18 protein-coding genes are annotated in these 21,730 nt (G+C 48.2%); 12 read left to right on the plus strand and 6 right to left on the minus strand.

From position 1 onward, the window contains the following. Positions 1 to 114 precede the first annotated feature (114 nt). From treC to ACDJ58_RS11345, 4 genes are all read left to right on the plus strand, one after another. On the plus strand, positions 115 to 1,836 hold the full coding sequence (gene treC / locus ACDJ58_RS11330) for an alpha,alpha-phosphotrehalase (protein ID WP_413377930.1): 1,722 nt from the start codon (positions 115 to 117) through the stop codon (positions 1,834 to 1,836). A gap of 29 nt (positions 1,837 to 1,865) precedes the next feature. Beyond that, positions 1,866 to 3,878 carry a PTS system trehalose-specific EIIBC component gene (gene treP / locus ACDJ58_RS11335; RefSeq protein WP_413377932.1) on the plus strand — a complete coding sequence of 671 codons (2,013 nt, stop codon included), beginning with the start codon at positions 1,866 to 1,868 and terminating at the stop codon, positions 3,876 to 3,878. A gap of 274 nt (positions 3,879 to 4,152) precedes the next feature. Continuing rightward, entirely contained in the window at positions 4,153 to 5,007 is an 855-nt protein-coding gene (locus ACDJ58_RS11340; protein ID WP_413377934.1) for a chemotaxis protein, read from the plus strand. Positions 5,008 to 5,036: 29 nt separating this feature from the next. Next, positions 5,037 to 5,300: a YkgJ family cysteine cluster protein gene (locus ACDJ58_RS11345; protein ID WP_413377936.1), complete on the plus strand. Its 264-nt coding sequence runs from the start codon at positions 5,037 to 5,039 to the stop codon at positions 5,298 to 5,300. A 98-nt stretch (positions 5,301 to 5,398) separates the two neighbouring features. On the opposite strand, the gene ACDJ58_RS11350 is transcribed toward ACDJ58_RS11345, so the two are convergent. The 3 genes from ACDJ58_RS11350 to ACDJ58_RS11360 all read right to left on the minus strand — a co-directional run bounded on the left by ACDJ58_RS11350 (position 5,399) and on the right by ACDJ58_RS11360 (position 8,788). Beyond that, complete coding sequence (locus tag ACDJ58_RS11350) at positions 5,399 to 6,520, minus strand: AbrB family transcriptional regulator (RefSeq protein WP_413377938.1); 1,122 nt, start codon at positions 6,518 to 6,520, stop codon at positions 5,399 to 5,401. 154 nt (positions 6,521 to 6,674) lie between these two features. Then, a complete protein-coding gene (locus ACDJ58_RS11355) occupies positions 6,675 to 8,006 on the minus strand; it encodes an MFS transporter (RefSeq protein WP_413377940.1) in 1,332 nt (443 codons plus the stop codon). 77 nt (positions 8,007 to 8,083) lie between these two features. Next, positions 8,084 to 8,788, minus strand: coding sequence for an O-methyltransferase (locus tag ACDJ58_RS11360; protein ID WP_413377942.1), 705 nt, complete (start codon positions 8,786 to 8,788; stop codon positions 8,084 to 8,086). Between the two features lie 138 nt (positions 8,789 to 8,926). Between ACDJ58_RS11360 and ACDJ58_RS11365 the strand changes: the two genes are divergently transcribed. Further along, positions 8,927 to 9,823, plus strand: a complete 897-nt coding sequence (locus ACDJ58_RS11365) for a LysR family transcriptional regulator (protein ID WP_413377944.1) — start codon at positions 8,927 to 8,929, stop codon at positions 9,821 to 9,823. Positions 9,824 to 9,852: 29 nt separating this feature from the next. On the opposite strand, the gene ACDJ58_RS11370 is transcribed toward ACDJ58_RS11365, so the two are convergent. Both ACDJ58_RS11370 and ACDJ58_RS11375 read right to left on the minus strand, forming a co-directional pair. Then, positions 9,853 to 10,578, minus strand: a complete 726-nt coding sequence (locus ACDJ58_RS11370) for a YoaK family protein (protein WP_413377946.1) — start codon at positions 10,576 to 10,578, stop codon at positions 9,853 to 9,855. A gap of 134 nt (positions 10,579 to 10,712) precedes the next feature. Beyond that, on the minus strand, positions 10,713 to 11,582 hold the full coding sequence (locus tag ACDJ58_RS11375) for an alpha/beta hydrolase family protein (protein ID WP_413377948.1): 870 nt from the start codon (positions 11,580 to 11,582) through the stop codon (positions 10,713 to 10,715). Positions 11,583 to 11,825: 243 nt separating this feature from the next. On the opposite strand from ACDJ58_RS11375, the gene ACDJ58_RS11380 reads away from it, so the two are divergent. Together ACDJ58_RS11380 and ACDJ58_RS11385 are read left to right on the plus strand one after the other, a co-directional pair. After that, entirely contained in the window at positions 11,826 to 12,572 is a 747-nt protein-coding gene (locus ACDJ58_RS11380) for a GTP pyrophosphokinase family protein (RefSeq protein WP_413379605.1), read from the plus strand. A gap of 41 nt (positions 12,573 to 12,613) precedes the next feature. Further along, positions 12,614 to 13,855, plus strand: coding sequence for a multidrug effflux MFS transporter (locus tag ACDJ58_RS11385; RefSeq protein ID WP_413377950.1), 1,242 nt, complete (start codon positions 12,614 to 12,616; stop codon positions 13,853 to 13,855). A 133-nt stretch (positions 13,856 to 13,988) separates the two neighbouring features. Here the strand turns inward: ACDJ58_RS11385 and ACDJ58_RS11390 are convergent, their stop codons facing one another. Then, on the minus strand, positions 13,989 to 14,582 hold the full coding sequence (locus ACDJ58_RS11390; RefSeq protein WP_413377952.1) for a hypothetical protein: 594 nt from the start codon (positions 14,580 to 14,582) through the stop codon (positions 13,989 to 13,991). 260 nt (positions 14,583 to 14,842) lie between these two features. On the opposite strand from ACDJ58_RS11390, the gene ACDJ58_RS11395 reads away from it, so the two are divergent. The 5 genes from ACDJ58_RS11395 (at position 14,843) to ACDJ58_RS11415 (ending at position 21,714) form a co-directional block, all read left to right on the plus strand. Further along, positions 14,843 to 15,838, plus strand: coding sequence for an iron-hydroxamate ABC transporter substrate-binding protein (locus ACDJ58_RS11395; RefSeq protein ID WP_413377955.1), 996 nt, complete (start codon positions 14,843 to 14,845; stop codon positions 15,836 to 15,838). 155 nt (positions 15,839 to 15,993) lie between these two features. After that, positions 15,994 to 16,614 (plus strand): flavin reductase family protein, encoded by a 621-nt coding sequence (locus tag ACDJ58_RS11400; RefSeq protein ID WP_413377957.1) that lies wholly within the window; start codon positions 15,994 to 15,996, stop codon positions 16,612 to 16,614. 216 nt (positions 16,615 to 16,830) lie between these two features. After that, positions 16,831 to 17,985, plus strand: coding sequence for a type III polyketide synthase (locus ACDJ58_RS11405; protein WP_413377959.1), 1,155 nt, complete (start codon positions 16,831 to 16,833; stop codon positions 17,983 to 17,985). 41 nt (positions 17,986 to 18,026) lie between these two features. Then, positions 18,027 to 20,288 (plus strand): MMPL family transporter, encoded by a 2,262-nt coding sequence (locus ACDJ58_RS11410; RefSeq protein WP_413377961.1) that lies wholly within the window; start codon positions 18,027 to 18,029, stop codon positions 20,286 to 20,288. 406 nt (positions 20,289 to 20,694) lie between these two features. Further along, positions 20,695 to 21,714, plus strand: a complete 1,020-nt coding sequence (locus ACDJ58_RS11415; RefSeq protein ID WP_413377963.1) for an alpha/beta hydrolase family protein — start codon at positions 20,695 to 20,697, stop codon at positions 21,712 to 21,714. Positions 21,715 to 21,730: the final 16 nt, after the last annotated feature.

The raw sequence follows: 21,730 nt of genomic DNA on the forward strand, positions 1-21,730 counted from the left end.
AAAAGATAGCATATTGAAGTTTCAACTTGTATATACATGTTTAGTTATGTAATATATAAATGGAGTTAGGCCAAGAGAACCACATAAGCAATACAATTTATTGGAGGCGTTAACATGAGTTCAACCAACACAACTTCATCATCGTGGTGGAAAACTTCCACGGTGTATCAGGTATATCCCAAGAGTTTCAACGATACAACTGGATCGGGTACCGGAGACATTCGGGGATTGACCGAAAAGCTGGATTACTTGCAACATCTCGGTATTGATATCGTGTGGCTGCAGCCCGTATATGTCTCTCCACAGCATGATAACGGTTATGACGTAGCGGACTATTATCGGATTAATCCTGATTTTGGTACGATGGAAGATTTTGACGAACTGCTTAAAGGTCTGAAGGCACGTGACATGAAGCTGATGATTGATATTGTGGTGAATCACTCTTCTACGGATCATGAGTGGTTCCAGCAATCGCGTTCTTCCAAGGATAACCCATATCGTGATTATTATATTTGGAAAGACCCTGCTCCGGACGGCGGTGTGCCGAATAACTGGCAATCCAAGTTCGGCGGACCTGCATGGCAGTATGATGAGCAAACAGGACAATATTTCCTGACGTTGTTTGACAAAACACAAGCTGATTTGAATTGGGAGAACGAGCAGGTACGCAAGGCAGTACGGGACATGATCAAGTTCTGGGCGGAGAAGGGTGTAGATGGTTTCCGTATGGACGTCATCAATCTGATCTCCAAGGACCAGCGTTTCCCCGACGATGATGGTAGCGTTTCCCCAGGCGACGGACGCAAGTTCTACACCGATGGACCACGTGTGCACGAGTATATTACAGAGATGTATGAAGAAGTGTTTGGACCATACAATATGGTAACGGTTGGGGAGATGTCCTCGACTACGCTGGAGCACTGCATCAAATATTCAAACCCTGCTTCCCGGGAATTCTCCATGACGTTCAACTTCCACCATCTGAAAGTGGATTATCCGAATGGACAGAAGTGGGAACTGATGCCTTACGCTTTTGAAGCGATGAAACAACTGTTTAGTGAGTGGCAGACAGGTATGCAGGCAGGTGGGGGATGGAATGCGTTGTTCCTGAACAACCATGATCAACCGCGGGCATTGTCTCGTTTCGCTGATGATGGCGATTATCGTGCTGAGAGTGCCAAAATGCTCGCTACGACCATTCATGGCATGCAGGGAACACCTTATGTATACCAGGGCGAAGAGATCGGGATGCCGAATCCGGTCTGGAACGACGTTAGCGAGTTCCGTGATATTGAATCGACCAATATGTACCGACTGCTTCAGGAAGAACGGGGCAAATCCGCCGAGGAAGCATTCAAAATTGTGAAAGAGCGTTCCCGGGACAATTCCCGGACACCGATGCAATGGGATGGAAGCGACAATGCCGGATTTACAACGGGTACACCGTGGATTAAAGTGGACGAACGATATCCGTCGATTCATGTGGCCCAGCAGATGGCTGACCCGAATTCGATCTATTATCACTATCGCAAGCTGATTGCTCTGCGCAAACAGGTTAGTGTGCTGACCGATGGTCTGTATGAACGTTTGGACGATGCACATCCGGATGTATTCGCATATGCGCGGACCAATGGAAGCGAGACGCTGCTTGTGGTATCCAACTTCAGCAAGCGGGAGGTAAAATTTGCTTTCTCTGAAGCCGTCTGGAATGATCACATTGTGGGTAAATCAGCAGAGTTGCTGATTGGCAATACGGAGGTATCGCCTGCACTTGAGCAAGAAATCTCCCTGAGCCCGTATTCATCCTATATGTGGCTTGTACCGCAACAGGACTAATTCACATTATATAAATGGGAAGTGACAATATGGCAATTGATAAAAAACAGGTTGATGAGATCGTACGCGCGGTCGGCGGCAAGGAAAATATTGAAGCTGCAACGCATTGTGTTACACGCCTCCGGTTCGCCCTGTACGACGAAAGTAAAGTAGATACGGAAAGTCTGGAACAGAACGATCTGGTCAAAGGCCAGTTCTCCTCTCAAGGACAATTTCAGGTAGTTATCGGACCTGGGCTTGTGGATAAAGTGTATGATGAAATGATTCAGATTACCGGGGGCGAACGCGCTTCCAAGGATGACGTGAAGGCTGTTGCGGGTAAAAAGCAAAACCCGATCCAGCGTGCGATCAAAACGCTATCGGACATCTTCATCCCGATCCTGCCAGCCATCATCACGGCCGGTCTCTTGCTCGGTATTAATAACATTCTTACAGGGCCAGGCATATTCTTTGATGGAAAATCACTGGTGGATGTATATCCGGCATGGAAGGACCTCGCATCTATTATTAATACCATCGCGAGCACAGCCTTTACCTTCCTGCCTGCGTTAATTGGTTGGTCCGCTGTAACAAGGTTCGGCGGCAGTCCGTTGCTCGGGATTGTACTTGGTCTAATCCTGGTTCATCCCGATCTGCTGAGTGCTTATGGCTACGCCAATGCAGTCAACGAAGGCACCGTGCCTACGTGGAATCTGTTCGGATGGCATATTGAGAAGATCGGTTATCAGGGGCAGGTTCTGCCGGTATTGGTATCAGCCTATCTGCTTGCCAAGCTGGAGATCTTCTTGAACAAAAGGGTGCATGATTCGATCAAACTGCTTGTAGTTGCACCTGTCACCTTATTGATTACCGGTTTCCTGGCATTTACGATCATTGGTCCGGTTACATTTGCCATTGCGAATGGAATTACATCCGGCTTGATCTATATTTACGATTCATACGCGGCTCTGGGCGGTCTGATCTACGGTGGACTGTACGCATTGCTCGTTATTACAGGAATGCACCATACGTTCCTGGCGGTAGACGTACAGCTGATTGGTAGCCAAGGCGGAACATTCCTGTGGCCAATGCTGGCACTGTCCAATATCGCGCAAGGTTCAGCCGCACTTGCCATGATGCTCGTGCTTCGTGAGAAGAAAATGAGAGGACTTGCGGCAACTTCGTCCGTTTCAGCCTTCCTCGGGGTAACCGAGCCGGCGATCTTCGGAGTGAATATCCGTTATCGTTATCCGTTTATCTTCGGTATGGTCGGTTCTGCGATCGGCGGTGTACTGCTTACGATGAATAATGTTCAGGCCACCTCTATCGGTGTAGGTGGCGTACCTGGATTCTTGTCCATTTTCCCGAACAAATGGGGAGTATTCTTCATCGGTATGGCGATTGTACTGGTTGTTCCGTTCGTACTGACTGTTCTTTTCGGAAGAGCGAAGTTGAGAAAAGAAGACCGCAACGCAGGTCAAGCTACTGTAGCTGGTGGTCAAACACCTACAGCGAAATCAGCTTCTAGCACAACTACAACAAATGCCGTTGCAGAGCCACGCACACGCAGTGCTGCTCAGGTGGCGGATGAGCCTGTGAATACACTGGAAATCATGGCACCATTAACAGGTAAAGCTGTTCCGCTTGAACAAGTACCTGACCCGGCGTTTGCGGAAAAACAAATGGGTGAAGGGGTTGCCATTGAACCTTCCGGAAATCAGGTTGTTGCCCCGTTTGATGCTCAAGTTGCCCATGTCATCAAGAGCAAACATGCTGTCATTCTTGAGCACGCGAGTGGCTTGCAGATTTTGATTCATGTCGGGATTAATACGGTATCGCTCAAAGGCGAAGGATTTAACATGCATGTTGAAACTGGAGAGAAGGTAAGAGCCGGGCAAACGTTGCTTGAATTCGACCGTAAAGTGATTGAAGCTGCGGGATATCCGCTCATTACGCCAATCATTATTCCGGACGGTCAGGACATGGTTGATCGGGTGGAGGTCACTACAGGTGATGTTACCTCCAATCAGAACGGTGTGCTTAAGGTTCATTTGAAAGGTTAAGTTTACGAACAAATGGGGAGCTGCGATATTCGCAGCTTCTTTTTTCATCTCGATACCGAGATAAAGCTGAACGCATACCAATTTGTATGGGTTTACTCTTTATGGATTTCGTTTTTTTTATTGGTTACGTGGTAAACTGTATCTAGGATACATGTGGCAAAATCTCATGTTTGCAGCGATCGGAAAGCTTGTTCATTAGGACTATGCATGTTCAGGTTGAGAAGTTCATATGGTTCAAAGAGAGTGGCTAGTCAATGGACGGAGGAGGAGAGCCATGACTCGTGTTGCGGTAATGGTCATTCATGGTCTGGGTATGCAAAAGGAAAATTATGCGGATACACTGATTTCGCGATTGCATAAGGAATTGGATCAGGTTATGGTGTTGCCCGGAGCAGCCAAACAGATGCTGGATATTGAGCCCGTATTTTGGGCTGACGTATTTGAGGATCGGGAAGAGGCGCTGTTTCAGCAGCTTGTCAGCTCTCAGGGATTGAACTATCAAGTGTTGCGTCGATTTGTTATACATTATCTGGCTGATGCCGTCGCGTATCAACCTGTGGAAAATCAAGGGCATAACTATGATGCGGTACATTATACGCTGAATCGGGCGATGCACGCACTTGCACAACGGAATGGGCCAGAAGCTCCACTCTGTATCATTGCACATAGTTTGGGAGCTGTGATTGCAAGTAATTTCTTCTATGATCTGCAATATCCGTCTAGTCGCACGCCCTCCATCGTGGATGTTACTTCCGCATTGGAACGGGGAGATACCTTAACGAGCTTTTATTCCTTTGGAACGACATTGCCATTATGGAGCTTACGGTACCATGATTTTAGCCGGCCGATTCAGGTACCTTCACCGTTGGCAGGACAGTACTTTCCTGGGCTTGAAGGGGAATGGATTAACTTTTATGATCGGGATGATATTCTGGGTTACCCGCTGCGCCCTATTGATCCGGCCTATGAGGCAGCGGTCAACGAAGACGTGGAAATTAACTCTGGCGGTTTAATTGGGAGCTGGAATCCGCTGAGTCATGGCGGATATTTCTCGAATGGAGCCATGAATCGGAGAATTGCACAAGGTTTGGCTCGAACGTGGACGTGGGTGAATCGTGGATCAGATTAAATGCCAGATATGGAGGGAGGACAATAATTATGGAATGCAGGACAGGCTGTGCCGCATGCTGTATCGCGATTTCGATCTCATCGCCGATACCCGGGATGGCTGACGGCAAGCCCGCAGGTGTGCGCTGTGTGCAGCTGACGGAGGACAATCGCTGCGGAATCTTTGGTCAGAAAGAGCGCCCCGCTGTTTGCAGCGGATTACAGGCTTCGGAAGAGATGTGTGGCAGCACGGATCAGGAGGCTTTTGAACGATTGAGCTGGCTGGAACAGGAAACTGAACCGAGTTCAGCGTGACAGTCGGGTTTATTCATAAGTTGAGCAAACACATAAAAGAGAGTATCCGCAGGCTGGAAATCAGTCGGATACTCTCTTTGGTATGTCCACTTCCTAGTTTACGTGACCGAAGAGTGGGTGCTCGCCTCTTTTTTCCTCAATAAATGCATGAGAATCATCTTAAGGAGCGAAGAGACGATAAAGAATATAAATAAGATGCGAAACAACTGGTAACCGGACACCACTGATAGGTTGGCATTAACTTCATGGGCCATGATGCTCATCTGATCCATTCCGCCAGGTGCCATGCTCAGCAATGATGTAGCCGCCGAGAGGGAGAACATCTTCATTAATATATAGCTCAAGCCAAGCGAGCCTGCAATGAGGAGAACACTGCTCGTGATTGCGAGTGTTACGGTCTGCATCTTGCGTTGCAGCTGTTGAGGCCGAAGCATCAGACCGACATGGCTGCCAATCATTAATTGCGAAATATTAAGCAGGGACGGCGGCAGATTGGGTGTGTGCATCGTTGTGCTTAATTGAATAACACACATGACTATCATAGGTCCAAGCATAAATGCTGTGGGGAACCGAAGCTTGCGTGCAACCCACGCACCAGCGATACAGAGCGGGGAATAGAGCAAGATTTCGGGGAAGAGTGCTGCCCAAGTTGCTGTCTCAATCATTGGCTGATCCGTACCTCCACCTGTCGTTCCCCCGATCCATGGACTAAACAGCAGGAACGGAACACAGAATACAATCATGATCAGCCGCGTGACCTGCAAAAAAGTAACGAGCGTCAGATTGATGGATTTCATCTCATCCGCAAGGGAGACCATCTGGGACAGTCCGCCGGGAATGCTGCCAACCAGCAGGGAGGGGAAGTCAAAGTCTGTCAGCTTTGAAGCAACATAGGCGGTCAATGTACATAATCCGATTAAGAGCAGGGTCATGAGCAGCATCATAGGTAGCTGGTGCAGAATGCCTTGCAGCGCTTCTCCCGTCAGTGTTAATCCAATAGAGTAACCCACGATTAGAATACCGTAGTCCCGAATGGAAGTAGGCCACATGAGCGGCAGCTTGGCAATCTGTGAACCAACCAGCATAAAAATCATCGGGCCAAGAAGCCAAGGGATGGGGGTATGTATTGCTGTAAATAGTAACCCGCCAAGAACAGAGACACCCAAACTTAGAAAAAACCGAAAGACAACGTGGGAACCGAGCTTGTGCATCAGTTCCATCCGCGTCGTCTTTCGGCTGCATGAGGTAGATTGAAGTACATGTAAGATCACTCCTGATGATAAGATACAATGATTGATCCTTGGACGTTGATTGGCTCATTACGAAGCAGGACAGGAAGCTGATTCATCCACTGTCCTGCTGAATGGTTATCATTTATCTGTTCGCGGCAAGAACACGGGCAGAAGGCTTAGGTTCTTTGAACATCATATAGTACATCAGCGATGAAATCACGTATAAACTGCCTGTAATGCTGAACGTGATCGCGTAACCCCAATACGTGCCATAAGTGGTCACGAGGTAGGATTGAACGGGTCCCATGGTGGCCCATCCAATCATAAAGGCGGTCTGCATCAGTGAATTGGCGATTCCACGGCGTTTGTCTGATACTCTGTCCACCAGTATGGCGGATTGAATCGGGTTGGCTGCATTCATCAGCGCTTGTCTGAATAAGAAACTCACTGAAGCGATGAGAAGCAGATTCGTGAAGCCGGTTAACAGCAGGAAGGGCAGTGACATGACCTGGAAGATGACGACAGCTCGAACACTTCCCACCTTGGCTGCGAGTGTAGGTCCAATCAGCATCGATACAATGGTCATGATCTGACCCAATGAAATGAGCAGACTCATGGCACTTAAGGATACCGAAAAACGGTTGGTGAAATACAGATTCAAATAAGGCACAACCAGCCCGGAACCAAACCCGATTAATAATTGGGTTATGACAAATTGACCGATCAACCGGGAATCTTTCTTTTGGCTAAGAGTATCGTTCTTGCTGCCTTGTTCTGCGGAATGAACGACATCCTGTTTGCCATCAGTTGCAGATGTTGCAGATTCAGTGACAGGTTGCGCCAGAGTATCCGCTTGTGGTGCCTTCTTATCCTCGGATACAAACAACATCGGAATAAACGCAACCAATGTAGCTGCCCCACCTACGAACAATACCGTTTGCAAACCAGTGACTTTGGCAAGGCCTGCCGTATGAAGCAGGTCTGCAAATACGCCACCACCCAAGCTGCCGAGTACCTGAGAAGCGAGTACGAGGCAGGAGTAATAGCTGAACATCTTCAGTCGTTGACTTTTCTTCACATTCTCAGCGAGGAAGGGAATGGCCAGTACCTGAAATACGCCAGCGAAAAGTCCTGAAAATACAGCAAACCAGATCAGTCCGCTGGCAGAATAATCGAAAGAACGGCCAATCAGAAATATTCCGCTGAACAAGGCGCCGGTAATCAGCAGCCGCTTACGGCTGAAGAAATCGCCGCATAGTCCGATGGGAACAAACATAATCGCTGTCGCAAGTGATTGAATACTTACAATCTGGCCGTTCATTGTATCATTGTAGCCTAGACCCTGAATGTACAGATTGTACAAGACAGAGAACATGCCATTTCCGATCTGATACAAGATGCTTGCCAGAAAAAACAATTGAATATTGCGGGACCAGCCCCGAATTTCAGCATGAATCTGTTGTAGAAGTCTCAAGTGGTTTCCCCCAGTCTGCCTGTGCAGTGATTTTAGTTTAACAGGAATGGGGGATTTGCGGAAGAATTGACCACTGTTTATTTTGCAGTAGAGGATTCCAGCACTCGGGCAATCACGAATCCATCGTAGCCTTTAGTGCCTACAGTTTGCAGTGCTGTAGCTTCAAGACGCGGGTTATCGGCAATTAATTTCAGGAATGACTGAACGCCCTGAACTCTGTTGTCCGTACTGTTTGCATTGATAACTTCACCGTCCCTGACGATGTTGTCACCAATAATCAGACTTCCCGGACGAGCCAGACGCAGCGCCCATCGCAAATAGTCTGGATTACTCGGTTTGTCAGCATCGATGAAGATGAAATCAAAGGGTTCTCTGTATTCTTCCTGAACGTCGGGAAGAGTAGTCAGGGCAGGACCTACTCGAAGATCAACCTTGTGCATAAGTCCTGCACGCGTGAGGTTGGTTCGTGCCATCTCTGCATGGCGTGGATCTGCTTCCAGTGTCACGATACGTCCGTTTTCGGGTAGGGCTCTGGCCATCCAGATCGTACTGTATCCGCCAAGCGCCCCGATTTCCAGCACACGAGTTGCGCCTTGTATTTGAAGCAGGAGCTGAAGCAATTTCCCTTGATTAGGTGCTACATCATGAGCGGGCAAGCCGGCTTCCGCATTGGTACGTAGTGCCTGCTCCAGCAGGGAATCCGAGGGGATTAATAAGGCGTTCAAATAGTCGTCGACTTGAGTCCAGGTTTTCTGTTGAGCAGAACCATTCACATTGTTCATCGTTATATGTTCCTTTCCGATTGCATGTATTGGATTTCATACTTCAACTATAAAGTGAATAGATATATAAATGAAATATATATTATGTATGTTAATATAACCTTAGATTATATAACTCAAGTAGAGAAGGTGTAACGGTTGAATTTGCACGGATTACGATTGTTTCATGCCATTGTGAGATATGGGGGAGTCACGCGTGCGGCGGAAGAACTCAACATTAGCCAGCCAGCGGTATCCTCTCAGGTGAAGAAGTTTGAGCGGGAATTGGGCATTCCGTTATTTGCTACGGAGGGGAGAAGACTGGTTCTTACCGATGCAGGAATGCAATTAACAGGCTACGCGGAGCGTCTGTTCATGCTGGAGCAGGATGTAGAGAACTTTGTGCAGGATTTTCGGGCAGGTAAGAAAGGGCTGATTCGTCTTACCGCAACCTATTTGCCTTCGAATTTTCTGCTGCCGGGCTGGATTGCCCGTTTCAAGCAGATGCATGAGGATGTGGAGCTGGTTGTGAGCACAACCAACACCCGGATGGCTTTTGACCAACTGTTGCGTTATGAGGCCGAGATTGCGGTTTATGGTGGAAGTGGCATTACACATTCAGGTGTCCATTGGGATGAATTGTTTGAAGATGAAATGTGGTTTGTGGTACATCCTGATCATCCTTATGCAGGGAAAGAAATTGAGCTTCGGGAAATGGTGGCAGAGCCCTTCATCATGCGTGAAGAAGGCAGCGCTACACGGGAGCGTCTGGTCTCTCTTTGCACAACAAATAACCTGGCCGCTCCCCGTATTGCGCTTCAGTTCAATGGGTTGAACGAAACGATTAGTGCGGTGAAGGCAGGTTATGGAGCCAACTTTATTTCTTCTCTGGTTGTAAAGGAAGATGTACAACAAGGCAGGCTGGCACGTGTATTCGTTCGAGGTGTACTGTTGAAAAACACCGTAGCCGTATGTACACGAGCAGGGGAAGTGTTATCTCCAGCTGCACAGCATCTGGTTGAACTCATCAGACAGGAAGCATCATTAATGAAATGAATAGTTCAATAATTGCATGAGAGCTAACTTTAAATGTCATCCGTCGACGCTGCTTTGGTAGTTCCTCTGGAGTATAACCGTGCGTACAGGGTGACTCCACCAACGATCAGAACAGGTATCCAGACTGCCATCATGGGTACGTGGTGGAACAACATCGCAGCTAGAATAACGCCGCCCAAATAGATCACAACGGCACCTGCACGAAGGTATGCATCTGCTGATAGCGCTTTGACCAGCGAGCGGATATTGGCGTGTCGCAGTCGCTGAAGGATGCTTACCGCATCCTCAACCACGGCGGCCAGATTATTGGTGAGCACGGTCGTTGAGATACCGGCAATCCCAATGCAGCGTGCCGCAGTCGTTTGCATCCCCATGGCGGTGGCCAGCATGGCAATCAGCAAATAGGATAGTTGTTCCGAATAAGGACTGATCATAGCGATGGCAAAGAGCAAAAGCAATATACTTTCTACAGTGAACACAGCTGTGACCCGGGAAGACCAGCCATTTTTCATCTGCACATGTCCGATCATGTATGCCGCAATGGCATTACCAGCAATAAAACCAATGAGGGCAAGGAGTGCACGCAGCACGACAAATTCCTGAGCACGGGCAATCGCGATCCCCAGCAGCACAATATTGCCCGTCATATTGGCTGTAAGCACATGCCCTAGTCCCAGGTATCCGATCACATCGACCATTCCGGCAGACATGCACAGCAGCAGCATCGCGTACTTTTGGAGGGTATTTTGTTTCATAATCATCCGTCCTTTCAAAAAAACGTAACCCCTCCAGTATACATCCACAACGCATGATCCTTCAAAATGAAGTTTATGATGCAAGCCAAATTTCTCATAGCAGCAAACTTGTTTAAATCGTCCCTACCTTGAAGCTAAGGTGCTGCAAGCCAGTCAAACATATTGTTCACTGCCGCCTCATGCACCCTCTCCTGAAAACGATGATCCTGTCCCCCATAAGCGTGAAACGTAACGTCGGCGCCTCTACGTTTCAGCCAATGATACATCCGGGTTCCGTGACTGTAATTCACCTGCGTATCAGACGTGCCGTGCATGATTAGCACAGGACAATGAAGTTTGTGTGCCTTCGACAAGGGGGAACGGGCGAGATAAGCTTCCGGAACTGAACGTGGTGAACCGCCAAGCACCCTTTTCAAAGTGCGTCTCAGGTCGGTTCGTTCATGATAGGTGCGTTCCACATCGGCGACACCGCTCCAAAGCACCAGTTTATGTACCTGCTGAGGTCCTTCATTGTAGGTCGTTGCTGTATGTACGGCATTAATGGCTCCACGAGAAAATCCCATCATTGAAATTCGCTTTGTATCGGCAAAGGGCCACTCTTGCACAAGTCGGTAAACGGCATGTACATCCTCGGCATCTCGTCCGCCATACTCGTCACGTCCTTCGCCACCCTCGTTACCACGATATGATGGAGCGAACACGATATAACCTTTATGGACAAATTGCTCCAGCCAAGCGGTATTTACCCCACCATAGTTGCCCAGCCCGCCGCGACAATAGATCAGAACCGGCCAACGTGCATCAATACCGTCCATGGTGTGCTGTTTTACAGGAGGGTAGCGGCTTGCGAGCTTTTGCATTTGCATGGATTCTTGCGTTACGGCGAAGTCTTGGAGGGCAGAGCTGGTATTGGTGTTTTCATACGGAGAGAAGGCGGGTAAAGAGCAACCGTCAGGCAGGCATAAATAGCCTTTTACCCGAAGCGCATCGGACGAATACGTCACATGATAGAGCAGGGGGATCGACCTCTTTCATCGGAAATGGCGTGCCAATTGACCATGATTCTTCTTTAGGATGCGCCTAAACGAGGTTCCCATACCTTTCCTCCAGCAACAGCCGTTCGGTGCGAGAAATTCGTTTATTGGCTCCATATGATTTATAATGGTTCAGGAGACATGTGGATTGACCCCTGTCCTCTTATTTATAAAACTAACTTTAGTGTGCACGAAGAAAGGAAGAAAACCATGATGAACGCTCCACATCCGATTGATCAATTCAAGAAATTCAAATATGAAATTACGAGATTTATGATGATCTATAAATTTGCTTTGGATCAAATGGAGACCAAAATCGAGGTGCTGAAGGAAGAATTTCAGTCCCTGCATGATTACAGCCCGATCGAACATACGAAATCCAGATTGAAGTCACCTGAGAGCATTATGAACAAGATGTTCCGTAAAAATCATGAGTTAACATTTGATAGTATCAAGGAAAATATTAAGGATATCGCAGGTGTGCGAATTACCTGCTCCTTTATCTCCGATATCTACCGGATTAAGGATATGCTGTGCAATCAAAGTGACCTGCGTGTGCTGGAAGTGAAAGATTATATCCAGAATCCGAAGCCAAACGGTTACCAGAGCCTTCATCTTCTGGTTGAGGTGCCTGTTTACATGTCTAATGGACAAGAGCGGGCGTGTGTGGAAATCCAGATTCGTACGATTGCGATGGATTTCTGGGCGAGCCTGGAGCATAAAATCTTTTATAAATACAATAAGGATGTTCCCGAGCGTTTAACAAAAGAACTGAAAAGTGCAGCAGACTCTGCCAACGCACTGGATCAACAAATGGAGAGACTGCACCGGGAGATTCAGGAGATCAAGGACGCCGAGAATGAGCGGGATGAAGAAGAACTACGCCGTATTATCATTAACAATCAACAGTTCACACTACCTTCCAACCTGCTCAAGCTGTTAGGAAACGGGGAACAATAAGGAAACGAGAACTACCGCAGGGAAAGGAATATGTTATTCATATGAAAAGTACACCAGCTTCATTAAGCATCAATTCTACATCCCGTGTACGTATGGCATTGATTCTGGGGACACTGTCGGCCTTTGGGCCGCTGTCCCTGGATATGTATTTGCCAGCACTGCCTACACTGGCCGATGAATTCCAGTCATCCACTTCTTATGCCCAGCTCAGTCTAACGGCATGTATGGTCGGACTGGCCGTAGGGCAGCTGCTGGCTGGACCTCTAAGTGATGTGCGTGGTCGTCGTACGCCGCTTATTGCAGGTCTTATTCTCTATACGATCGCCTCCATACTCTGCCTGGTCAGCCCAACGATGGGCTCTTTTGTTGTGCTGCGTTTCATTCAGGGTGCAGCGGGAGCCGCGGGAATAGTCATCTCGCGCGCAGTGGTGAGGGATGTGTATTCCGGGCCGGAGCTTACACGTTTTTTCTCCCTTTTGATGTTGATTAATGGGGTTGCACCGATTGCTGCACCAATTATCGGCGGGCAACTGCTCGCATATACGTCGTGGCGCGGTGTATTTATTTTGCTGAGTATCATCGGTATTTTGACTTTAATTGCTGTTGTGGTTGGTCTAGGGGAGACACTGCCTAAAGAACGACGATCCAGCGGAGGACTGAAGCAGACGCTGGTTACATTCCGCAAAATCGCAGGGGATCGCCTGTTCATGGGATACGCTTTAACCCAAGGGTTTGTATCTGCTGGCATGTTCGCCTACATATCGGGTTCACCATTTGTGCTTCAGAAAATATATGGCATCTCCCCGCAAATGTTCAGTGTCTGCTTCGCCATTAACGGTCTGGGCATCATATTGGCAAGTCAGATCGCTGGAAGACTTGCGGGTAAAGTATCTGAAACCCGTCTATTAATCGCAGGGCTGATAACTGCTGCTCTGGGAGGAACATCGCTGCTCATCGCCATTCTGGCAGGAGGTAATCTGATTTCGGTCCTGATCCCGTTATTTCTCGTGGTATCCAGTGTGGGTCTGGTTAATACGGCTTCCTTCGCACTGGCGATGGCCAACCAGGAGAAATCAGCGGGCAGTGCATCGGCACTTATTGGAGTTATGACGTTCTTGTTCGGAGGTATTGTCGCTCCGCTTGTAGGTCTTGGAGGAGAAGGCACAGCTGTGCCAATGGGCATTGTAATCGCTTGTGCGGATCTTGGTGCATTGCTGATTTACTTTGTTATGGTAGGCAAAGGCAAGAAGGGTATACGTCAGGATAAACAACCGCTGGCGTGAAATGTATTGCATTGTTGTTCTGATTAGAAAAATGTCTTGCTGACAATAAAGAATATTGTGACTATAAAAAAGCGCCCCAATTTGGAAGGTTCTGTCCTTCAACTGGGGCGCTTTATCTATGTCTGAACGTACATTAGCAGAGAGCAAACAAAATCTGTGTATTGAGCAGGATGCCTGGAGTTAGGAACGGATAGAAGTATCCCACGACAAAACCGAACAAATTGATGGCTGGCCACATCAGGTAAACATCATTGTACGTAAATACAAGAGACCATCGGTTGTAACAGAAATTTTGCAATACACGCTGCTCCGGATCACGGGGTGTTGCTACTCCTGATTGGGCAAATTGCACGGCCTGGGTCAGATTCTGTGGTTGTTGCTGGATAAATAGCGGTAGAAGGCCGGGGCTGCTTTTGATCAGGTTATACAGAAAAACCATTTCTGCTGGGGGTTGACCTACAGGGCGTGGATAAGCGCTTAGCAGGGTGGGCAGATTGCCCTGTGCCAACTGAGCAGGGACACCCGGTGCTGTACCGGGGGCGCCTCCAGGAAAGTAAGGAGGTTGACCGCCACTACCTCCGCCCGGAAAGAATGGGGGATAGGAACCTGGTGCTCCTGGAAAACCTGGCATAGGCTGACCTCCTGGAGCGCCTCCCGGGAATAGTGGTGGCAATTGAAACGAACGATCCTCATCATATCCTGAATAGGTGTTATAAACGTAATCCATGTACGAACATCCTTCCTGTCGTCGTATTCTGGAATCAGCATATGGCGGCATCCGCCTAAATGTGAATCTTTCGAATGAAGGTGCATTCGACCTTAAAAGGCAAAAGCTGCATTGACAATTTCGTTGATAACAATTATCATTGTCAATGGAATTGGACAAAAGTACATACAAGTATTATATGCATGAATAATGTATAAACGTCTAAGTCTGTCATAACAACTCAATCCATTGAGCTGTTCATATTGAAAGGGGATAGTCACGTGTTTAAGAAAAATAAAAAAATGATCTTGCTTCTGATCACTGTAATGGTCATGTCCATCTGGCTGGCAGCATGCGGATCGAAGCCTGCAGACAACGGTACAGCAGCAGGAGAGAACAATACAGCAACGGAGACAGAGACACAGACAGAAGCTCCGACAGAACGTACATTGACAGATGCAATGGGTCACGAAGTGAAAATACCTGCAAATCCGGAGCGTATCATCGCTTCGTATCTGGAAGATAATCTGGTTACACTCGGCGTTAAGCCAGTTGCCCAATGGTCCGTAGCCAATGGAATCCAGGAATATCTGCAAAAAGATCTGGACGGTATTCCAACGATTGCCTTCGATCTTCCTTTCGAAGCGGTGGTAAGCTTCAACCCGGATCTGATTATTATTGGTTCCGAAAGTGTGGTTGAAGGCGAGAAATACGCACAATACAGCAAGATCGCGCCTACTTATGTACTTGGCGATGAGATCAATAGCGACTGGCGCAAAGCGCTGCTGAAAATCGGCGAAATTCTGAATAAAGGCGATGAAGCACAAAAAGCGCTGGATGATTACGAAGTGAAAGCCACAGAAATCAAGGAAAAAATCAATACCGTTACAGGTGGAACAAAATCGGCAGCGGCCATTTGGTTGGTTAGCGGCAAATTCTTCATCGTAAGTGACAATGTATCCAGTGGTGAAGTAATGTACAAGGAACTGGGACTTGCTGAGCCTGAAGTGGTGAAAGAAATCTCTGCTAATGCGACAGGTAACTGGTCTTCCATCTCGCTGGAAAAATTGGCGGAAATGGATGTAGATTACTTGTTCTTTGTGAATAGTGATGAAGGTACTGGTTCAGAAGCACTGAAAGATCCGGTATGGCAAAGCATCCCGGCAGTGAAAAATGGTAACTTATTCGAATTTACCCGTTCGAGCAGCTGGTTGTATAGCGGAGTTCAAGCGAACCTTCAAATTATGGAAGACATTCAGAACAGTATTGTAAAATAATAGATCAAATACGAAACTGAATATTTATACTCCTTGGTGCGATGGCACCAGGGAGTTTTTTGTGATTTCAACATTTTACGATATATAATAATAAATGAAGTGAAGCTCGTGAGAGATGAGTATCGTTTTACGATCACGGAAGGGGATAGCTTATTATGCATACTTTGGACCCGCGAGAATTGACGGGCAGAGATAACTATAAACTGATGAGTGGTTCGGTGGTGCCACGCCCAATCGCATTTGTGACAACACTTTCACATGATGGCAGCGTCATTAATGCAGCGCCCTTCAGTTTTTTTAATGTAGTCAGCTCTGACCCGCCGATATTATCCATATCCATTGCTCGCAAGGATGGCGTTATGAAAGATACGGCGCGCAATGTGCTTTCTGGGCAAGAACTCGTTGTACATATTTGTGATGAATCGATCGCTCTTGACATGAACGAGACTGCTGCCATGCTGGAGCCCCACGAAAGTGAGCTGGAACGGACAAATCTGACGACTGTTCCAAGTACTGTGGTTTCCGTACCTGCAATACAGGAAGCACTCATTCGGATGGAGTGTACGTTGTATCAGCATATTCCGATATCGAACGATGAGGGAAAACCTGTGAGTGATCTGCTTTTGGTTCGCATTGTACAATATCATTTCAGTGAGAACGTGTATGATCCTACCACCAAATATATATTGATGGATCAGCTGAAACCGATCAGCAGGCTGGCCGGGAATGACTATGCCAAACTTGGCGAGAGATTTACGGTGGTAAGGCCGGATTAGCAGCGGAGCAGTCTGAACGACCTGTTGAAGGAAGGGTCTGGATAAGATATACATAGTAATCGTCCTTTAATAAGACGGACAACATGTGCGGAATTCGCATGTGTTGTCCGTCTTTGCGTGTTTCATGAACATAAAGGGGGCAAGCCTCGAATAGACTTGTACTATATCCTGCACATGTGACATGAACCTATTTTATATATAAGGAGGTTGGAGCCGATGAACCAACTCGATGTAACCGTAGCCGCAAGTATCAAGGGAATTGGAACGGCATTGCCTGTTCACCGCATTGAGCAAAAGGATGTGTCTGCTCGGCTCGCACAAGCGCTGGAGGATGAGCCGGATTCCAGACGATGGGCCAAGCGAATATTCAACCAGTGCGGTGTCGAGACACGTTATACATGTGAACCGAACCTGCTGGAGCCTGTAGAGTCTTGCCGTTATCTGCCCTTTACCCAGACAGAGAACGTTCCGACCACAGCCGAACGTATGGCCAAATATAAGGCGGCAGCCTTTCCACTTGGAATTCAGGCAGCGCGTCAGGCACTCGAGGATGCCGCCGTTTCGACTTCGGAGATTACACATCTTATTACCGTCAGTTGTACAGGGCAATTCCTGCCCGGCCTCGATGTTCGGCTGATTCTGCAGCTTGAACTATCGCCGCGTATTAACCGGATTCCGCTTGTGTTCCAGGGTTGCGCCGCCGGTCTGAAAGCTGTACAGTTGGCGAATTCGATTGTGACGAGTGACAAAGACGCTACGGTTCTTATCGTATGTGTGGAGCTGTGCACCCTTCATTTTCAGCCGTCCGCCAAGCGGGATGACCTGTTCGCAGCGTCCTTCTTCGGGGATGGCGCATCTGCCTGTGTTGTGGGCCTGTCCGGATTAGGATGCAAAGAACTGTTCAGATTGGGTAGCGGGCATTCCGTGTTGCTGCCAGACTGTTCGGAAGAGATGATCTGGGAAGTGGGCAATACCGGTTTCGATTTGTATCTCTCGCCACAGATTCCTAAGCTGCTCGGTTTACATCTTGGTCCAGAGGTTGAACGATTACTGAACGGCAGCGATCTACCGGAGATCTGGGCGATCCATCCCGGAGGCAGAGGTATCGTGGATGCGGTGCAGAAGCTGTACCAGCTGTCAGATGAACAGGTCGCTTACAGCCGAAACATTTTACGGGATTATGGAAATCTATCCTCTGTGACGATTTTGTTTGTTTTACAAGCCATCCGCGATGATTATCGTAAAAGGGAAGAAGCTTCCAGCGGAATTGCACTTGCATTTGGACCGGGCCTGACGGCGGAATTGCTTCCTTTTACTTATGTTCCTGCATCCGTTGGAGAAAGAGAACCAGTGAATCAAGGCGCAATTTAAAAGAAACGGAATTACCAATCTGATAGCAGAGGAGCTTGGGTATGGGTTATCGCAGCCTTGCTGTCCTCATTAGCCGATATCCGCGGTTCATCATTCTCTGCTGGGTGTTTGTCATCGGGATGTCAGCCATCTGGGCATGGAAATTGCCTGGCATTGTTCAGGATCATGGTTTGAACCTTGAACAGGGGGACGCTCATGCTGTAGAGCTTACTCTTGAGAACGAATTCCATGTGCCTGCTGATCCGGTTATTCTTCTATTTGAAAAAAAGACAGGCACCACCCCTGTTGAATTCCGAGGCTGGATTAAAGATCGTCTGCAACAGGTGCGCACACTATCAGGTGTAACGTCCATAATCTCTCCGTTAGAAGCACGTGGAAGCCGGATGCTGCGGGGGGATGTGGCTTATGCTCTGCTGGCATTTGATGTACCGCCTCACAAGATGGGTGAGCCGTTAGAACAGCTGCGTGCCGTACTTACAACAGACGGTCCTGGAACGATCCGAATAACAGGGAAATCTGTTGTGCAGCAGGATGTAAACCGTCTCAGTTTTCGCGATTTGGAACGGGCAGAGGTTGTCGGGTTGCCGCTTGCTTTCGTCATTTTGTGTTTTGCATTCAGAGGTTTTTTTGCAGCGCTGATTGCAGTCGTTATGGGAGTATCCGGCGTCATAACGGCAATGGGAGTTACATCCATGATGGGTTACCATCTGGCGCTCTCCAACTTTGTGATCAACGTCATTCCGATGGTGGGGATGGCGCTCAGCTTAGACTTTGCCCTGATTATTCTTAGCAGATACAGGGAGGAGCTCCAGCGAGATCGGAAAAGTAAAGAAGCAGGTACAGGGGAAGAGGAAGTTCTGCAGAGAATGCTGTGTACAGCGGGAAGAGCCGTATTCTTTTCTGCTGCTTGTGTGCTGTTAGGACTGCTCGGTCTGCTCTGGATTAGACTGCCGATGTTCCTGAGTGTATCCCTGGGAGCCATTATCGTGCTCGTCATATCGGTCCTGCTGAATATAACACTGCTGCCAGCAATACTATCCCTATTTTCTGCGCGAATCTTTAGACAACATTCCGGACATTCCATCTCTTCAAAACAGGGCCAGCACCAACAATCGTTGCCGTCACGCGCGATTTGGGCATTCTGGTCAGGTATGATTATGAAACGCCCGGTTCGGATGGCCCTGCTTGGAACGGGTACGCTGCTTATTTTTGTTCTACCGGTTACCCGGTTGGAGCTGGCCATCCCGGATGCTTCTTCCTTGCCTGACAGGATGGAGTCTCGCCAGGCGACTGAGCAGATCCAGAGCATTTTTGGACAAAAGAACGTCTCCGCCGTAGAGATTGTGATTGGTGGAACAGCAGAGTCGTTGACTGCATCCCACTGGCGAATTGCGCTGAATAAAATGCGAGAGCTTCAACAGGATTCGAATGTGGTGATTGTTGAATCTGCATGGGGAATCATGCTGCCGGACAAGCTCTCCAACCAAGCCCAATCTCAAATCCAATCTCAAATGAACATTTTATCACCATCTTTGCGTGAAGCGCTGAAAGAAACCAAATCTCAGCCACCTGCATGGGTGCGTTCATATGTGTCCGACCACTCCATTCGTATGGTGGCTACCATTCACGGAGCACCGGGCTCAGATGAGGCTGCATCCTGGCTCGAACAGATGAGGGCAAAGGACATCGCTGACTCCATTTCCTCCATACCCCTGCGTTATGGGGGAGAGGCAGTCAAGCAACATGAAATCATGCAAGAAGTTTCAGGCCAACTGCCTAAAGTGCTGGTGTTTGTTGTGGTATCGAATTATCTCGTATTGCTTGCTGCATTCCGGTCACTGCTCATTCCAATTAAAGCCATTCTGATGAATCTGCTCAGCTTGGCTGCTTCATTTGGCGTGCTAGTACTGGTCTTCAATCAGGGCCATTTTGGCATGGAGCCATCTGCCATTGCCATTATGATTCCCGTGTTCATTGCCGGGCTTGTCTTCGGTATCTCGATGGACTATGGCGTATTTATGCTGACCCGCATCCAAGAGGTTTACAGACGAACAGGGGATAGTGATCTGGCCGTACAGCAAGGACTAGCTTCAACCGGACGTCTGATTACATCGGCGGCGGCGATTCTACTGGCAGTGACTATACCGTTTGCCTTTGCTGACGTGGCGGGTGTGAAGCAGCTGGGAATCGGAATTACAGCGGCGGTGTTCATTGATGTAACCATTATCCGCCTGGTGCTGGTACCTGCACTTATGAAACTGATGGGCAGGTGGAACTGGTGGCTACCAGGGCACAGGGAATAAAAGGCCGGATTAAGAAGGATGTTCTCGGAGCCTGAAGATCAGGTATGCGAGGACATCCTTTTTTCATCAAAATAGTGTGAATTCAGTCCAAAACAGGCAATAATGTTCAATTCACCGACTGTATGGTGATTTATAATGGATTGAACAAGTCCAACATATATTTTCTTACATACGTCTATATAAATTGAACAAAACATTTACACGAGAACGGAGAGGACAGAAATAACCTGAAGAAGCGGAGCTAAAAGCTTTCTGAAAGAAAGCTCCATCGGAAGCATACACCTCGCCTTTATCCCCGGATTTTCCCCTTTGAAAAAGGGAATTCAAAAAATCTGGGGATAACAGCGATCGGAAGGTTGTTCTGTCATCGGAGTGGCATTTGAATCCACAGGAGGGATAAACGGTAATGTCGGATATTGAATCTTATTTGCAAAAACAAACAAGCCCGCGTGGACGTTCCGCGTATCAGACGGGTCAATCTCTTGAGCAATGGCGCAGCCAATTGCGAGCAAGGATTATAGTTCGGCTGGGCGGTTTCCCAACCTTGGCGGCGGAGCTGAATCCCGTATTGCTCGAACGCACCGCATGTGACGGCTATATCCGGGAGCGGGTTGAGATTACGACCTATGCGGGGTTGCGCATGCCCATTTATATGTTGATACCAAATATAGTAAGCGCTACCAAAGAATCACGCCCAGCCATTATAGCCTGTCATGGACACGGGTATGGTAGCCGGGAGATCTCCGGCATGGAACCCGACGGTTCACCGCGTAAAGGAGAGCCAGGCTTGCATAAAGACTTTGCCGTTGCTCTTGTACATCGTGGATATGTGGTGGCCGCTCCAGAATTGCTTGGATTTGGTGACCGAAGGCTGGAGGAGGATCGGGATGCACCACCCGGCGCAAGCTCCTGTACCAAAATTGCCTCCCATCTGCTCATGACAGGGCAGACTCTGGCCGGGCACCGAATCTATGAAACGATGCGTGTGCTGGATTACGTAACTACCCGTCCTGAAGCTGATCCATTGCGGATCGGTAGTATGGGCATCTCGGGTGGCGGACTCGTGACGGCATTCACTGCTGCGCTGGATGAACGGTGCCGTGCGGCTGTCGTGAGCGGTTATGCAAGTACATTCCAGGGCAGCATACTGGACAGAAATCATTGCCTCGACAATTATATTCCAGGAATTCTGAGGGAAGCAGAGCTGCCGGATATCATGGGTCTGATCGCGCCAAGGCCGCTATTTATTGAAGCCGGAAGTGAAGATCAGGTATTTCCGCTGCCAACAGCAAAAGAAGCCTACGCACGACTGACAGAGATCTATGAACAGGTGGGAGCACAGAAATGGCTCGATGCAGACTTTTTTACAGGTGGACATGAGATCAGCGGAGCGAAAGCCTATGACTGGCTTGATAACGTTCTGTAAGGCAATCATACAAATG

It is taken from the genome of Paenibacillus taichungensis, from assembly GCF_047302525.1.
In the GTDB taxonomy this organism is placed as follows: domain Bacteria; phylum Bacillota; class Bacilli; order Paenibacillales; family Paenibacillaceae; genus Paenibacillus; species Paenibacillus taichungensis_B.

What these genes read in the sequence shown, in the direction of transcription:
- ACDJ58_RS11390 (WP_413377952.1), bottom strand. Translation starts at nt 14,582, where the DNA reads ATGGATTACGTTTATAACACCTATTCAGGATATGATGAGGATCGTTCG.
- treP (WP_413377932.1), top strand. Translation starts at nt 1,866, where the DNA reads ATGGCAATTGATAAAAAACAGGTTGATGAGATCGTACGCGCGGTCGGC.
- ACDJ58_RS11385 (WP_413377950.1), top strand. Translation starts at nt 12,614, where the DNA reads ATGAAAAGTACACCAGCTTCATTAAGCATCAATTCTACATCCCGTGTA.
- ACDJ58_RS11400 (WP_413377957.1), top strand. Translation starts at nt 15,994, where the DNA reads ATGCATACTTTGGACCCGCGAGAATTGACGGGCAGAGATAACTATAAA.
- ACDJ58_RS11415 (WP_413377963.1), top strand. Translation starts at nt 20,695, where the DNA reads ATGTCGGATATTGAATCTTATTTGCAAAAACAAACAAGCCCGCGTGGA.
- ACDJ58_RS11350 (WP_413377938.1), bottom strand. Translation starts at nt 6,520, where the DNA reads ATGGAACTGATGCACAAGCTCGGTTCCCACGTTGTCTTTCGGTTTTTT.
- ACDJ58_RS11370 (WP_413377946.1), bottom strand. Translation starts at nt 10,578, where the DNA reads ATGAAACAAAATACCCTCCAAAAGTACGCGATGCTGCTGCTGTGCATG.
- ACDJ58_RS11410 (WP_413377961.1), top strand. Translation starts at nt 18,027, where the DNA reads ATGGGTTATCGCAGCCTTGCTGTCCTCATTAGCCGATATCCGCGGTTC.
- treC (WP_413377930.1), top strand. Translation starts at nt 115, where the DNA reads ATGAGTTCAACCAACACAACTTCATCATCGTGGTGGAAAACTTCCACG.
- ACDJ58_RS11345 (WP_413377936.1), top strand. Translation starts at nt 5,037, where the DNA reads ATGGAATGCAGGACAGGCTGTGCCGCATGCTGTATCGCGATTTCGATC.
- ACDJ58_RS11380 (WP_413379605.1), top strand. Translation starts at nt 11,826, where the DNA reads ATGAACGCTCCACATCCGATTGATCAATTCAAGAAATTCAAATATGAA.
- ACDJ58_RS11405 (WP_413377959.1), top strand. Translation starts at nt 16,831, where the DNA reads ATGAACCAACTCGATGTAACCGTAGCCGCAAGTATCAAGGGAATTGGA.
- ACDJ58_RS11360 (WP_413377942.1), bottom strand. Translation starts at nt 8,788, where the DNA reads ATGAACAATGTGAATGGTTCTGCTCAACAGAAAACCTGGACTCAAGTC.
- ACDJ58_RS11340 (WP_413377934.1), top strand. Translation starts at nt 4,153, where the DNA reads ATGACTCGTGTTGCGGTAATGGTCATTCATGGTCTGGGTATGCAAAAG.